Below are 13,380 nucleotides of genomic sequence, written 5' to 3' on the forward strand. Positions count from 1 at the left end.
CCGGAGCAGAAGGCCCAGCCGCCGTCCCTGGGACTGGGGCCGTTCCCGGTGAGCAGCACCGCACCGACGTCGGGGCTCATCCGGGCATGGTCGAGGGCGCGATACAACTCGTCGACGGTGTGCGGCCGGAAGGCATTGCGTACCTCGGGGCGATCGAAGGCGATCCGCACCGTGCCCTGCTCGATGTGCCGGTGGTACGTGATGTCGGTGAGGTTCTCAAATCCCGGGACGACATTCCACAGATCTGGATTGAAGGTCACCGTGCCCACCCTAGTCAAGTTCACTTTTCGCGCGATCCACGACCCATGCCCCTCCGGCAGTGGCGAGCCGAAATGCTGTGCAATGCACCACTTCCCGCCTGGCGCGGGTCACGTTGCTCGAGATACGACGCGCATGGTCTGCACATCAACGCGTTCGATCTAGTTGTATTCTGGATGGACCCAATGCGGATGCCTGGCAGCGAGGTGGTCGTCGATCGCGGCCTCGACCAGCTCCCGCCAACGCGGATTGCTCTGGGTGGTGTTCTCGTCGCGAAACCACCGGCAACCAACCGTAGGGCATAAGAATCGATAGGTGCCGAGATTGTCGATGCGGCCGCCTAGGCTCACGGGGCGCTTACGACTCGCACCAGCGTCGCGACGACTGTCGAAGGCTGAAAGTTCGTCTCCCACTCCAACACTCAATCACAGGCGGACATGTAGGCGACACTTACGAACCGTGTGGTACGTGATCTTGTGACAGGCGGCCTCTCGTTTCGAACGTGCACAGCTTCGTCGCTCTCGACCGGCGCTCGACGATTTCCAGCTGTACTGCGGCGCCGGCTCGATCACTGCTGACGCTGCATCGAGCATGTGCTGTGCCACGTTGCGGGCCAGCAGGTTTCAATCATCTTGGCTAATTTGCTCAACGCGGGGGGCACCCGTAGGGTTCGGTCGGGGCCGACCTGCACACCCCCAAGCAGCGTTGGCCCACGAGATGGTGGCCAGTCGCAGCTCGAACGCTGCCGGCCGCCGATGATGTCGATGTCGCCGGGTCAAACCCCCCCTTCACCCGGCGGCATCGCTCTGCCGAATCGGTCACTCACGCGAGTCCTGCCCAGGGGTCTTCCCGGCACCCCGGCACCGCCATTCGCCGAGCACGTCGGCGACAAACCCGTCCACCGCGACTCCTGGACGCATGATCGAACTACACCTGCGCTGCCTGGACCTCGACCTGGACGGCCTGACAAACCAGCCGCGAGGCGCCCCACCCGGGCCGGGCTGCGACACCTGTGGGCCCCTGACCGCATTCGAGCGATCGGCACCGCGACCTACGTGAAATCCACAATCCGCGACGTCGCCGCGGCACTGTCTGCGCTCAGGCGCTGAACCGCACGCCATCCAGCCGAGTCGGCCATGCACGCAGCGGACCCATCCGGAAGGTGAATGCCTGCGGCTCCTATCCTGCAGACGCGTCGCGTCGTGTCGGACGGATTTGCGCCTCCCGGCCCTGGTCGACCGGCGCTTCTGTGGGTCGGGGGCGGCAAAAATAGGTATGTCATGGGTAGTTCTGCCGTCGCGGGCAGGGCAGTCCGTGACGCAGGCTCGACGGTGACAGCGCAGGCAAGAACTGGCGAGGATTCCGATGTTCGACCACAAGCCGGAGAACCCACAACACAACAACGGCCCCTCCGGGCGCGACGGCGGTGCGACCTTGATGATCCGGCGTTGCACCAACTGCGCGACGTTGGCCGCGCCGATGACCAACACCTGCTCATCGTGCCGATCCACCACTCTGGACTGGGTGCCCTCCTCCGGCACCGGGTCGATCGTGTCCTGGAAAGTGGCGCACCACCCATCGAACACCGGGACCTGGGAGCAGTCGACGGTCGCCATCGTCGAACTCGACGACGGCCCCTGGATCTACTCCACGATCGACGGCGAGCTCCCACCACCATCCGACCAGCCGATCCGTGTCCGATACGAACCCGACCCGCCCGAGGACCGGTTCCCGGTTTTCACCATCGACACCACCGATCCCCGGCCCCCGCACGGCGCCACCCCGCCCGCGAATGATCCGAGCAGCCCACAGCCGGTGACTTCCCCCGCGACACACACCACCCACGACCCGGGATGGGTTCGTTCATCGATGACGTACTGCGAGTTTCTGGCGGCGAACAAATCGCTCGACACGGACGCGAGATCCGTGGTCGAGTTCGCCATCCGACGGGCCCCGTCGGGCGGCGCCAGCGCCGGCGAGCTACTCGTCGCCTTCGGCGTCACCCGCTGGCGGTTCGTGCAGATGATTCGCGAGGCCCTTGTTCAACGTCCCAGCGACACTCGGGATGCGCGAACGTTGAAACGCAATCTGCTGGACTCGCTGTCATGGGCGTGGCGCGCCTACCCCGACTCCTCGGCTGCTTACATCCCCGGCTAGCACCACGTCGGTGCGTATGCCGCTGACATCGGGATCCAGAGCGCAGTCGGTAACCGTCCCGATCATCAACTAGCTTGGCGGCAGATCATCGACAGCGATTTCGGCGGATCATCGGCACAGCTATCGGCCGATCATCGGCATGCCGAGGCTGCCGAGTGCACCTCGATGCGCATACAGGCTCACCGTTGGCGACTCTCCCCCGCCCACTGTGTCCGACGTTCAAGCCGGGACCCGGTCGGGTCCCTGGAGGATTGACAGCCGGATGGCGGCCAGCACCACTGCTCGGTGCGGTAATCCGAGCCGGCCCCGCTCCGGCTCGCTCGCCCAGTGCCAACCCAGCTCATGGTCGGAGGTCGGCAGCATGATGTGGCTGCCGCGGTCCGGCATGGTTACGCCGTTCTCCTGCAAGAAGGTTCGAAGTCGCTGGGGTACGGGGTGATACGGGAGGGGCGGTGCGACAAGGAAGGTCCAGAAGCGGTCGCGGGGGTCGGCGACCACGGGCGTGGACGGCAGCCAGGACAGCCGCAGGCGGACCCGGCCGCCCAGTGATTCGGGCAGTGCCAGCGCCTCGACCGCCGCGCCGACGGTGAGCAGCGGGCGGTCGGCGTACATCTCCACCGGGAGTCCATAGCGCGACCTCAGCACATGGGCCGATTCGTGAGGGGAACAACACGATTCGAACATCGGAACCTCCGGGCGCGCGACGAGGGGTGCACCCGGCGCCAGAGGCGTCCGCGGGTTCCCGTGGCCGACGCGAGGCATGAACGGAGGATTCGCGTCGAATGCGGACACCGAACGATTGGAGGCTCGTCGACCGGCACCGAGTGCGAGAACCATTTCACCCGTGAACCGTGCCACGGCGGTGACACCCGGATGGCATCCGGATGACCGGCTGTAAATCTGTGTCCCCCAACAACGAACCGGCAGCCGTGAGGAAACTCACCAACGAAACCGACCAGCCCGTAGGACCCTGGTGGGCTGCCGTAAGCAGCGCCACCCCTGCCAGCGTGCGGCATCGATCAGACGGTCGCGAGGTCCGCGGCAAAATTGCGCAACGTCTCCACCGAGGCGATACCGGCCGCCATGGCGGCGAAGTTGTACAGCGACAGCGGCCCGAGCATCTGCAGGAACTCCGATTCGGCGAGGGCGGGAAGATGCTTGCGCACCAGCTCGAGCGCCGCCGGATCCGACATGAGCACGTACAGCGGCGAATCCAGAGACAGCCTGCCCGTGGGGAATTCGTCGCGCGGGGGCAGCTGCTCCATAGCGATCAGGGCTTGGTCACGCTGGGCGCGCGCCAGCAGATGCTCGGGCCCGACCGGCCCGTGCTCAGGCAGGCCGAGGCGCTGGAACTGGCTCGGCGGCGCCTCATTGGCACGCATCAGGTCGACCATGAGCTGCGCCATGCGCAGTTCGATCTCGTCGTCCGCCAAGGGGTTCAGCTGTTGCGGATCGGCCGACAGGTCGAACAGGAGTGTGCCGTGCATATACGAGTTGACCAGACTGTGTCCGGACATGCGCAGGGTGCGAACGCCCTTGGTGAACCCGAATGGCTCGGCCAGCTCCAGATCGGCCAGCTCGGCGGGCGAGAAGCGCCAGCGCATGTGTGTGGGCATCAACGTATGTTCCTGCAGCGGAACGTTGTCCGGTGTCGAATTCGCACGCATGTACACATAGCGGCCATCGGTGACATTGACGTGCCCACCGAACATTCCGAACAGCGCGCCGGCGCGTATCTCGGTGTCCGCGGCGACCGGCAATGGCGCACCCTGCGTGTCGGCGGGGATCTGGACGCCGAAGAAGTCGAGCAGAGTGGGAGCCAGATCGATGGTCTGCACCAGCGCCTGCCGCCGTTCCCCCATGGCCCGGGTGCGCGGATCCCACGCGAACAACGGCAGATGCACCAGCTCGTTGTACCAGGGCTGCACCGACTTTCCCCACCAGCCGCGTTCGCCGAGCAGGAAACCGTGGTCGGTGTTGACGATCAGCATGGTGTCGTCCCACAGGTTCAGCTCGTCCATCATGTCGAGCACCCGGCCCAGCGAGTGATCGCACATCGACAGCAGCGCCGCGTATTCGTACCGAGCGTGCTGCGCCTCGTCTTCGGTCTCGGTGACGCGCTTGTAGTCGGGCCAGTCGAAGTGCGGGCCATCGTAGTCGTGCGGGTAGAGGTCCTTGTAGTTCTTGTGGCTGAAGAACGGCTCGTGCGGATCGAAGGTCTCGATCTGCACGAACCAGCGGTCGGCGGCGGCATTGGTGCGGATGAACTCGAGACCGGCGTCGAAGGTCAGCGTCTGCGAATGCTCCGCCTCGGTCGGCATGTGACTGCGGTTCACCCAGTCCTGCACATAGGCCGTCGTCCGCATGGTCTTCAGATCCTCGACCGGCATCTCCGGAAATGCGACCTGCCCCTTCCACGGATCGCCCTCCTGCCCGCGGAAGAACTCCCACGTGCTGTAGCGGCCGTGATAGGTCGCGCCGCCGTCCTCCCAGTAGTGCGGATGATCGCTGGCCAGATGGGTATGAACCCCGTTCTGCTTCAACAGTTCCGGCATGGAATCGTCGAACGGCTCCAGCGGACCCCAGCTCCGGTGCAGGAAGTTGTAGCGGCCGGTGTGGATCTCGCGGCGGGCCGGCATGCACGGCATGGACCCGGCCCAGGCGTTGTCGAAAGTGACCGCACGTTCGGCGAGCCGGGCGAAGTTGGGCGCGTGCGTCCAATCACACCCGTACGGCGGCAGCATGCGCCGGTTCAGGCTGTCGAACATCACCATGATGGCTTTCACAGCAGTCTCCTAGCTAGTCTGCAGGGTGTAACGGGAGAAGACGGTGCGGCAGCGTTTCGACCGTCGCGTCCGGGCTTGCCACGCAACGGAATCCGGCATGGCCCGTGGAGCTGTCAGGGGTATTGGCCGAGCGGGCCGCGACCCGATAGCGGAAGCAATAGGAGTCGTGGCACATGTGCGAGCCGCCGCGAATCACCTTGCTGTCTCCGGTGTTCGGGCCGGACGGGTCGATGGTGAGGCCGGGCCGGTGGCCGGTGGTCCACCAGTCGGCGCACCACTCCCACACGTTGCCGCAGGTGTTGTAGAGCCCGAATCCATTGGGCTCGAAGGCATCTACCGGCGCGGTGCCGCGGTAGCCGTCGGCGGCGGTGTTCTTGACCGGGAAGCTGCCGCGCCAGATATTGCACCGGTATTCGCCACCGGGATCGAGGTCGTCGCCCCAGGGGTAGCGGGCTCCAGCCAGGCCGCCGCGAGCGGCGTACTCCCACTCCGCTTCGGTGGGCAGCCGCTTGCCCGCCCAGGTGGCGTAGGCGTGCGCGTCGTTCCAGGACACGTGGACGACCGGATGGCGGCCGCGGCCGTCCAGATCGCTACCGGGGCCTTCGGGCCGATCCCATTGCGCGCCGCTCACGCCGCACCACCACGGGGTGCGCTCCGGGCGCGGGGCGTCGCGGCGCAGCGCGGCGGGCAGGAACCCGGCGAAGACATAGGACCAGCCGAGCCGATCGGCGTCGGTGCGGTAGCCGGTGTCCGCGATGAACTCGGCGAATTCGTCATTGGTCACCGCACACGCGTCGATCAGGAACGGGGACAGCCGGACGGGCCGCACCGGGCCTTCACCATCGCCCGGATAGCCGACCGCGTCGGCGGTGCCCATCAGGAATTCCCCGCCCGGCAGCGCGATCATGCCGGTGGCGTCCAATCGCCCGCGCGTGACCGCCGGGACGAACGTCTCCGGCGGGCTGTCCGAGCTCGAACGCGACGGCGGGCAGCAGGTCGGCCGAGAGGCACCGTGGGCGTGATCGGCTGGATTCATCGGGCTCTTTCACCTTTCGGACTCTGGTCACGGCCGACGGCGGCCTGCCTGCGGTTTCATCGACGCACTATGTCACAAGTGTCATAGCAAATGATACTCAACTATTGGAATGCATGCCACGCACCGCTCGCGACCTGCACTATGGAACGGTCGCCCGCAAGAGCCGGGTCCCGCACAACATGCCCGACCAGATTGCCGACCGCGCCGACTTCGAGCACCTCATCAATGGCTTCGACGGCGGAATCATGTTCTGGGACCCCCACTTCGGACGACTCCGCGCCGCCATCGCGGAGCTCGGCCCGACCGAGGACATCGCCATCATCGTCAGCGCCGACCATAGCGAATCATTCGGTGAGCAGGGCTCCTACGCCGAGCACGGGCTGGCCAACGAGCCGGTCCACCGGCTGCCGATGGTCGTGTATTGGCCGGGCGTCACCGACCGCACCGAGCGCCGCCGCTGCGACGCGCTGCCGTACAACATCGACTACCCACCGACCATCTGCGACCTGCTGAGCCTGCCGATCCCACCCAGGGACAGTCGTTCCCGATGGTCGCGATATCGAGATCTCCCGCCTCGAAACGGAAGTGCAGATCGCAGGCGATGCCGAGGGCCTTACCGAACGCTGTGCAGCGCAGGCGGTTCGCCGCCGGAGCGGACCCGGCCGTTCAGCAGGTCCGCCCGCAGACGTTCGAGCTGCTCGATGTAGCGGTCCGCTTCGGCACCCCCGAATTCATGCAGGCGATTTCCGATCGCGGTCGCCAGCTCCTGGTCGAAGGGGAAGGCCGAGGTGTGCTCGAGGGTTCGGTCCCGGTCGCGGAACCGTGCAACCTGCTCATACCGGGCGGCCAGCTCGACATCGAGGAGCTTGAGGAGCTGCTCCTCGGACATGAATCCCGCAAAGCTGATGCGCGATCGGAAATCCGGTTCCATGATCGTCGGCGCCGGAATGTAGGGACCTGTCAGCCAATCGAGGAAGACCGTCATGCCCTCCGGGGTCACGTAGTACGTCTTGGCGTCCTGCGGCCCAGGTCGCGGGTCCACCTCGTAGCGCACCCACCCCTGCTCGGTCATCTTGGCCAGCGCCCGATACACCTGACTCATCTGGGTATTCGGACGCAGGAAACGTCCGTTCTCATCGAAGAACTTCTTCAGGACATATCCGGTGGATGGCCGGATGCCAAGGATGCCGAGCAGCAGCAACTCCAACTTCACCCGACTCCCCCTTTCAGACCGAACGCCATTCCACTAGTTGAATACGCACACTATGGCACCACCGCTCGCCACGGTCAACGAGCCGACCCACGGACCACTGTCGCGACGCCGACTACTCCCTGACCGCGCATGGCATCCCGGGATACTCCAGGCTCGGGATCATGGCGAACGGATCGGTCTCGCGCAGGCAGCCCGATTCGGAGCCACCCCCGAGCAGATCATGGCCCAGCTCGGCGGCTCGGCCGTGGCGGACGGACGCTGATCCGGATGCGCCGACGCCCCGGGGCGTCGAAATACAACGGGTCGAATACCGGGTTTTCGGATTATTCACATCCAGGTTTCCAACCAGCCTCGCAACACTGCAGAAAACCACACAAAAAGGCCCTGACCAGCACGAACAGGGGCACGACCAATCATTTTCAGCAATATACGATGCAATTCTTTGGAATTGCATCAAAAATACCCACCGGAACCGTCAGCAATGGCGCGGAATTGCCGGTCTCCACAGTTGCCCGATCGTCGAGCAGAAGCGCCGATCTGACAGCACTCCCTTCGGAACTTCTTAGTATTCCACTAGTTGAGTAGGGCGTTCCATGGCACTAATGTCATAGCGTGTCAATCGTCCCCAGATACAAGGACTTCGATGACTTCACCGCCCTCCGCCGCCGAAAGCACGTCTCCCACCACGGCAACCCCGTCACCGCACACTGTCGAGGAGGAGCCGAAGTCGCCGGGGTTGCGCCGCCTGTTCGCGACCGTGCCGCTGGCCAGCGCCGTCCCGCAGTTCTCCTACGGCATCGTGGGTTACTTCGCGGCACTGCAGGTGCAGGGCTTCGACCCCCTGAACAAGGTCGAGAAGCTCGCCATGGTCCATGTCGCGATCGCCGCCGCGTCAATGGTGGCCCAGCCGCTCATCGGCCTCCTCTCCGATCGCACCCGAACCCGGTGGGGAGCCCGGACGCCCTGGATGATGGTGGGCGCGCTGGTCGGCTGTGTGGGCCTGGTCGCCGCCGGCTCCTCCGGGTCGGTGGCGATGCTGCTGGTCGCCGCGATCACTTCGCACGTCGGCTTCAATGCGTTCCAGGGGCCACTGACGGCCATACAGCCCGACCGCGTACCCGTGGACCGCCGCGGCCGCTATTCCGCACTCGCCGGCCTCGGCACCATTACCGCCGGTATTCTCGCGCCCGCGTTCGGCGCAAGTTTCGCGACTCGAATCCCGCTCGGTTATGTGGTGGCGGCGACCGCCCTGCTGGTGATCGCGGTGGCGTTTCTCGTTCTCAATCCCGATCGCGACAATCGAGGTGTGAGCAGGCCCGAGCTCTCCATCGGTTCGTTTCTGCGATCGTTGTGGATCAATCCGGTTCAGCACCCCGATTTCTCATGGGTCTTCCTCGGCCGCTTCCTCATCTGCGGCGGCTACTACATGGTGCTGACCTACCAGCTCTACATCCTCGAGGACTACATCGGGCTCAGCGTCCACGACGCCACGCATCTGGCCCCGGTGCTCAGCGTTTCGAGCCTGCCCGGCTTCCTGCTCGCCATCAGCATCTCCGGACCGCTCTCCGACCGCATCGGCCGCCGCAAGCCGATCGTCCTCGTCGGCGGCCTGATCATCGCCGGGTCGGCCCTGATCCCGGTCATCTCCCCGACCCGGGGCGGCATGATCTGCTCGATCGTCGTGCTCACCATAGGATTCGGCACCTTCCTCGCCGTCGATCAGGCGCTGGTCACCCAGGTGCTGCCCCGGGAGGACAGTGCCGCAACCGATCTCGGCATCCTCAATATCGCCGCCACCCTCCCGAACGTCATCGCTCCGATGACCGCCGCCGCGATCGTCACCGCCTTCGGGGGCTACGGGGCGCTCTATCCGATCGTCGCGGCGATCGCGGCCCTGGGCGCCCTGGCGATCCTGCCGGTCAAGACGCGCTGAGTCGCCGGAACCCGGTGAACTCGCGGGAGCGGCGAATGCCAAGCCTGGCCGCGGGGTTATGGCAGCTGGACGGGGAGGGCGGTGAGGCCTCTGACGATGAGGCTTTTGCGCCAATGGAGTTCCGTGTCGGGGGCGAGTTCGAGGTTGGGGTAGGTGGATAGGAGGCGGGTGATCGCGATGGCGCTTTCGGTGCGGGCGAGGGGGGCGCCGACGCAGCGGTGGATGCCGTGGCCGAAGGCTATGTGGTTGGGGGAGCGGTCGGGGTCGAAGCGGTGGGGGTCGGGGAATTGGGTGGGGTCGCGGTCGGCGGCTGCCATGGAGATCAGGATGAGTTGGTCCTGGGGGATTTCGATGCCGCCGAGGACGGTGGGTGCGGTGGTGTAGCGGAAGGTTGCTTCGGTGGCGGGGGCTTCGAAGCGGAGGACCTCCTCGATGAAGGCGGGGATCCGGTCCGGGTCGGACAGCAGGGCCTTCTGCAGGTCCTTGTCGGCCAGGAAGATTGCGACGCCGTTGCCGATCAGGTTGACCGTGGTTTCGAAGCCGGCGACGAGGAGCAGGAAGACCATGCTGATCAGTTCGCGGTGGCTGAGGCGGTCGTCGTCCGCCCGGGCTGCGATGAGTTCGGAGAGCAGGTCCTGGCCGGGGGTTGCGTCCTTGGTGCGGACAAGCTGGTCGATGTAGCGGACGAATTCCATGACCGCGGTGGCGCGGGCCTCGTTGCTTTGCTCGCTGGACAACAGCGAGGTGGACCAGCGTTGGAAGGCGTCGCGGTCCGCGCTGGGGACACCGAGTAGTTCGCAGATCACCGACATGCCGAGCGGGACGGCGAAGCGTTCCAGCAGATCCACGACTTCGCCACGGTCGGAAGCCAAGTCGGCGAGCAGCTCGTCGGAGAGTTCGCTGATCCGCGGCGACAGCGCGGCCATGGCCCGTCCGCTGAAGGCCCGGTTGACCAGGCCGCGCAGGCGGGTGTGCTCCGGCGGGTCGTAGAAGACCATCATGTCCGCGAACATGCTGCCGCCGAGATGCCGGTCGCCGCCCTCCGCCGCGACCGTGGCCTTGGCGCCGGGGGACTTGAGGACCTTGCTGATGGCGGGATCGGTGAAAGCGGCCTTGGCGACCTCGTAATCGGTGATCAACCATCCGAGTCCGGAATCCGGCAGGCGGACCCGATGTACCGCTCCCCTGCCCCGCAGCTGGTCGTACACCGTGTGCGGGTCATCGAAGAAGTTATCGGTCAGTTCGATGACCTCCGTCGCCAAATTGTCTGCCGGAGAGCCGATCTCGTACCCCATGTTTCGGAATGTATCAGGGCGGGTGCGGCACGACCCGAACCGAACATCCCCGGCCCGTATATACAATCCCGTTGCATGCAGTACTCAGAGAGGATCCCCCGAGAGTGGTGAACGAACCCACGAAACAGTCGTTGGGGCAGCATCTTACGTTCTTGCGCAAGCGCGCAGAGGTCCACAGGCACGCGACCGGCGAGCTTCCCGCGGCGCGGAAGTTCAGCAGGGAGAAGGCCGCGGCCGAAGCGCATATCACCGCTAGCTACCTGACCAAAGTCGAGCGCGACGAGGTCGGACACGTCGACGTCGGGATCCTGCGGGTGCTGGCGACGACCTATCAGGCCAGCGATGACGAGTGGCGCTATATCTGCGATCTGGCCGGCTACGCCTCGCCCTACCCGTCCATCGCCGGAATCGGCCCGGCCCTGGAGATCCCCGAGTTCGAGGTGTTCGAGACCGCGGTGACACCGATCATGGCCACCGAAATGACCGAGGCGGCAGCCGATCTCGTGTCCTTCTACGGGCCGCAGCGCCGGCTGATCACGGCGAATCAGGCCTACTACGACACCTTCCCCACGCATCGGCCGGGGATGTACATGCTCGAGTGGTCGTTCACCGACGAGGCACGGGAAATCATGATCAACTGGAAAGACCAGGTGGGGATCGGCGTCGCCACCCATCGAGGATTCATGGGGCGCTATGGCCGCACCTCGTGGGCGCTGGAATATCACGAACGGCTGGTGCGATTCCCCGACTTCCGGCAGATGTGGGAAGCCGGGGCGGTGACCTACACGCTGCCGCTCGATATGCAATCGCGCCTGCGGGTCCGGGGCGGGCTGTACGCACTGACCATGGAGAACTGGCAGATGCAGCACCATCTGCCGATCGTCCGGTCCCGGGGCCGACTTCATCAGCTGGACGCCGGCGACTCCTGACAGCCCGCCGCCGGGCGGCTACTGGATCAGCTTGTGATCAGCTGTTCGATGGTCTGGCCCTGCAGGCCCAGGCCGTCGCCTGTAGCGCTCGGCAACTACGGGCACCGGGCTCCGACCCGTATGACTGCTGCAAAATTGCTGACTGTTCAGCGCAGAGTTGGCGGAATGACTCATTTAGGACGTTTGACCAGCCTAGACTGCCCGCGTGGAAGTTCATTCTCGGCAGTTGCAATACTTCATCGCGGTAGCGGAGGAGTTGAGTTTCACCCGTGCCGCCCAGCGGCTCCACGTCTCGCAGCAGGGTCTGAGCATGCAGATCAAGCAGCTCGAGCACGATATGGACGTCACGCTGTTCTCGCGCACCACCCGGCAGGTGGAGCTGACCGCGGCCGGGTGTGCGTTCCTTCGACACGTCCGAGAGGCCTTGTCCAGCTTGGCTTTCGGGCTCGAAGAGGCCCGCGCCGCGCATCGCGGTGAACACGATCGGCTGGTGCTGGGCTGCCTCGAGGGAGCGGCGCTGACCCTGACCGAGCCGATTCTGGCCGCGTTCCGGGAGCGCCATCCCGAGGTCACTGTCGAGTTGACCCACTTCACGTACGAGACGCCGTCGGCGGGCCTGGCGAGCGGACAGGTGGATGTCGCCATCGTGCGGCGACCGTTCCAGGACACCGGTTTGGGATTCGAGCCGCTGTTCCGGCAACCGCTGATGGTGATGCTGCCGGCGAATCATCGCCTGGCCGACCGCACCGAGGTCGCGGCGGAGGAACTGCTGGACGAGCCGATCCTCTCCTCGGCCGCCTCCGACCCGGTGTGGAATGCCTTCTGGCAGCTGGACTCCCACCGCGGCGGACGCCCGGCGCAGGTGGCCTGCCGCGCGAAGACTCTGCTGGAGGAATTGCACCAGGTGGCCACGGGAGCGGCCATCGCGATGACCGTGCCCTGCGCGGCCTGGATCAAGTTCCCCGGCGTGCGGCTCGTACCCGTGATCGACGCGGCCCCGAACGAGGTCGCGGTGAGCTGGCGCGCCGGACACGAAAACGCCCTCGTGCGTTCCTTCATCGATGTCGCGCGCCGGGTCCGCAATGCGAATCCCGGCCTGCTGGCCCGGCTCCAGGCGCCGCGCTGCCGCGATCGGCAACCCGCCCGCACCGCCACCGCGATGTCGTCCTGACCCTTCGGCGCCTGCCCGATCTCGCCGGGTGACGCCACTTCCATGATCCACAATTCCCTGTTGTCGATCATCCATGAAATTTGATTTCAATTCTTTCCTTCTGTGTCATAACGTTTCTCGCGGCGAGCGAAAGCTCAGCCGGAAACACATGAAGGAGAAAAAATGGGTTCCTTGGCCAATCTCGTTGTCGACGCTCTTGTTTCGGAGCTGGTCAAGAAGCTGTTCAGCGGTTCCGCCGGCACCAAGGCGTAATCCCGCCCGGGCGCATCGACCCAGTGGTGCCGAGTCGTTCCACACCGACTCGGCACCACTTTTCTGCGTTCGGGCAACTCGGCCGGGATCTACACGAGTCGTTTCCACTGCTGGGGCGCAGTACCCGCGCCCGGCACCCGGCCATTGACAACCCCGGCTTCATCAATCGGCAAGAACAAGTGATTTCCCGAAACCTCATCCGGGAAGCAGGGTTTCGACATCAGCCGAACAAACCGGCAATTTGCGCCTACCGGAGTGTGGAAGTCCTTCACACCGCCCATGAATGGATTGAGCCCCGCCGCAGCCGGCGTCAATCTTCAGCCGAAAAAGCCGATCAACCGAATTGTGGG

At 65.4% G+C, this 13,380-nt stretch carries 11 protein-coding genes; 5 read left to right on the forward strand and 6 right to left on the reverse strand.

Annotated features, from left to right (window positions below):
* On the reverse strand, positions 1–260 hold a 260-nt coding region (locus ABZ909_RS19240), incomplete at its 3' end, for an enoyl-CoA hydratase-related protein (protein WP_357001223.1).
* Positions 261–1,623: 1,363 nt separating this feature from the next.
* Here ABZ909_RS19240 and ABZ909_RS19245 point away from each other — a divergent pair.
* Positions 1,624–2,415, forward strand: a complete 792-nt coding sequence (locus ABZ909_RS19245) for an OB-fold domain-containing protein (RefSeq protein ID WP_357001225.1) — start codon at positions 1,624–1,626, stop codon at positions 2,413–2,415.
* Positions 2,416–2,634: 219 nt separating this feature from the next.
* Here the strand turns inward: ABZ909_RS19245 and ABZ909_RS19250 are convergent, their stop codons facing one another.
* The 3 genes from ABZ909_RS19250 to ABZ909_RS19260 form a co-directional block, all read right to left on the reverse strand.
* Positions 2,635–3,033 carry a hypothetical protein gene (locus ABZ909_RS19250; protein WP_357001227.1) on the reverse strand — a complete coding sequence of 133 codons (399 nt, stop codon included), beginning with the start codon at positions 3,031–3,033 and terminating at the stop codon, positions 2,635–2,637.
* 401 nt (positions 3,034–3,434) lie between these two features.
* The gene (locus ABZ909_RS19255; protein WP_357001230.1) at positions 3,435–5,201 is read right to left on the reverse strand and encodes a sulfatase-like hydrolase/transferase; all 1,767 of its coding nucleotides are present in this window, start codon (positions 5,199–5,201) and stop codon (positions 3,435–3,437) included.
* Positions 5,202–5,214: 13 nt separating this feature from the next.
* The gene (locus tag ABZ909_RS19260; protein ID WP_357001233.1) at positions 5,215–6,237 is read right to left on the reverse strand and encodes a formylglycine-generating enzyme family protein; all 1,023 of its coding nucleotides are present in this window, start codon (positions 6,235–6,237) and stop codon (positions 5,215–5,217) included.
* Between the two features lie 179 nt (positions 6,238–6,416).
* Between ABZ909_RS19260 and ABZ909_RS19265 the strand changes: the two genes are divergently transcribed.
* Positions 6,417–6,944: a sulfatase-like hydrolase/transferase gene (locus ABZ909_RS19265; RefSeq protein ID WP_357001762.1), complete on the forward strand. Its 528-nt coding sequence runs from the start codon at positions 6,417–6,419 to the stop codon at positions 6,942–6,944.
* Here the strand turns inward: ABZ909_RS19265 and ABZ909_RS19270 are convergent.
* The gene (locus ABZ909_RS19270) at positions 6,851–7,450 is read right to left on the reverse strand and encodes a PadR family transcriptional regulator (protein ID WP_357001236.1); all 600 of its coding nucleotides are present in this window, start codon (positions 7,448–7,450) and stop codon (positions 6,851–6,853) included. The two genes, ABZ909_RS19265 and ABZ909_RS19270, sit on opposite strands and share 94 nt — an antisense overlap.
* A 643-nt stretch (positions 7,451–8,093) precedes the next feature.
* Between ABZ909_RS19270 and ABZ909_RS19275 the strand changes: the two genes are divergently transcribed.
* A complete protein-coding gene (locus tag ABZ909_RS19275; RefSeq protein ID WP_357001239.1) occupies positions 8,094–9,383 on the forward strand; it encodes an MFS transporter in 1,290 nt (429 codons plus the stop codon).
* A 56-nt stretch (positions 9,384–9,439) separates the two neighbouring features.
* On the opposite strand, the gene ABZ909_RS19280 is transcribed toward ABZ909_RS19275, so the two are convergent.
* A complete protein-coding gene (locus ABZ909_RS19280; RefSeq protein WP_357001242.1) occupies positions 9,440–10,678 on the reverse strand; it encodes a cytochrome P450 in 1,239 nt (412 codons plus the stop codon).
* An 8-nt stretch (positions 10,679–10,686) separates the two neighbouring features.
* On the opposite strand from ABZ909_RS19280, the gene ABZ909_RS19285 reads away from it, so the two are divergent.
* Together ABZ909_RS19285 and ABZ909_RS19290 are read left to right on the forward strand one after the other, a co-directional pair.
* Positions 10,687–11,607 (forward strand): helix-turn-helix domain-containing protein, encoded by a 921-nt coding sequence (locus tag ABZ909_RS19285; RefSeq protein WP_357001245.1) that lies wholly within the window; start codon positions 10,687–10,689, stop codon positions 11,605–11,607.
* Between the two features lie 205 nt (positions 11,608–11,812).
* Positions 11,813–12,778 carry a LysR substrate-binding domain-containing protein gene (locus ABZ909_RS19290; RefSeq protein WP_357001248.1) on the forward strand — a complete coding sequence of 322 codons (966 nt, stop codon included), beginning with the start codon at positions 11,813–11,815 and terminating at the stop codon, positions 12,776–12,778.
* The last annotated feature ends 602 nt before the right edge of the window (positions 12,779–13,380 follow it).

The organism is Nocardia sp. NPDC046763, assembly GCF_040645495.1.
Classification (GTDB): Bacteria; Actinomycetota; Actinomycetes; order Mycobacteriales; family Mycobacteriaceae; genus Nocardia.

Excerpts from the sequence above, each read along its gene's own strand:
- ABZ909_RS19245 (WP_357001225.1), top strand. The coding sequence starts at position 1,624 with ATGTTCGACCACAAGCCGGAGAACCCACAACACAACAACGGCCCCTCC.
- ABZ909_RS19260 (WP_357001233.1), bottom strand. The coding sequence starts at position 6,237 with ATGAATCCAGCCGATCACGCCCACGGTGCCTCTCGGCCGACCTGCTGC.
- ABZ909_RS19265 (WP_357001762.1), top strand. The coding sequence starts at position 6,417 with ATGCCCGACCAGATTGCCGACCGCGCCGACTTCGAGCACCTCATCAAT.
- ABZ909_RS19275 (WP_357001239.1), top strand. The coding sequence starts at position 8,094 with ATGACTTCACCGCCCTCCGCCGCCGAAAGCACGTCTCCCACCACGGCA.
- ABZ909_RS19280 (WP_357001242.1), bottom strand. The coding sequence starts at position 10,678 with ATGGGGTACGAGATCGGCTCTCCGGCAGACAATTTGGCGACGGAGGTC.
- ABZ909_RS19285 (WP_357001245.1), top strand. The coding sequence starts at position 10,687 with ATGTATCAGGGCGGGTGCGGCACGACCCGAACCGAACATCCCCGGCCC.